Source organism: Erwinia sp. GW821-FHT03D09, from assembly GCF_059420805.1.
The window spans coordinates 1-689 of the sequence record NZ_JBWKUK010000050.1 but is presented as its reverse complement, the minus strand read 5'-3'; the positions used below and the strand labels follow the sequence as shown (position 1 = coordinate 689).

At 59.7% G+C, this 689-nt stretch carries 1 protein-coding gene; it reads right to left on the bottom strand.

Annotated elements, in window-relative coordinates; translation table 11 throughout:
- The coding region (gene tssI / locus AC07U6_RS22255) for a type VI secretion system tip protein TssI/VgrG (RefSeq protein WP_494764863.1) at positions 1 to 689 on the bottom strand (689 nt) is incomplete at both ends.

Sequence of the window (689 nt, the reverse complement as noted above, 5' to 3'; positions counted from 1 at the left end):
GCATGCAGAAACAGCCCTTCGCTGCCCCTGGCATCTTCAAACCGCAGTTCGTTGTAGCCTTCTCCTTTGTGGGTCCTGGAGCGGAACGCCATCTGGGTCTTCGCCGCAGGCAGGCCAATGGAAGGCAGGTTATTGGCGTGATAGGTGCGCCCGGTTACGATCGGTTGATCCGGGTCTCCATGCAGGAAATCCACCACCACTTCCTGGCCGATACGCGGGATGGCAACCATCCCCCAGCCCTGGCCTGCCCAGGGTTGAGTCACCCGGATCCAGCACGAACTGTTGTCGTTACTTTTGCCGTAGCGATCCCACAGGAACTGCAGGCGGACGCGGCCAAACTCGTCGCAATAGATTTCCTCCCCCGGTGGCCCGACCACCATGGCAATCTGCGGGCCGTCCATAACCGGTTTCGGCAACGGAGTGGGTCGCCAGGTCTGCGTGTGCGGGATAAAGCTGAACTGATTGCTCAGGAAGGTACCCTGGCCGCCAGACTCCTGCTCCAGCGCCTGGGGCTGTTGACCGTTATGCTGAATGCTCAGCAGTTGCCACGGGTGATTCAGATCGCCACGCGGGTGGCTGGTCAGGGTGAACAGTTGCCCCGGTTGCAGGGTAAAATCATTACTCTGGCCTTGCCCAATATTGGCATCATTACGCAGCGCTTCCAGACGATAACGGGTGAAATCCTGCCC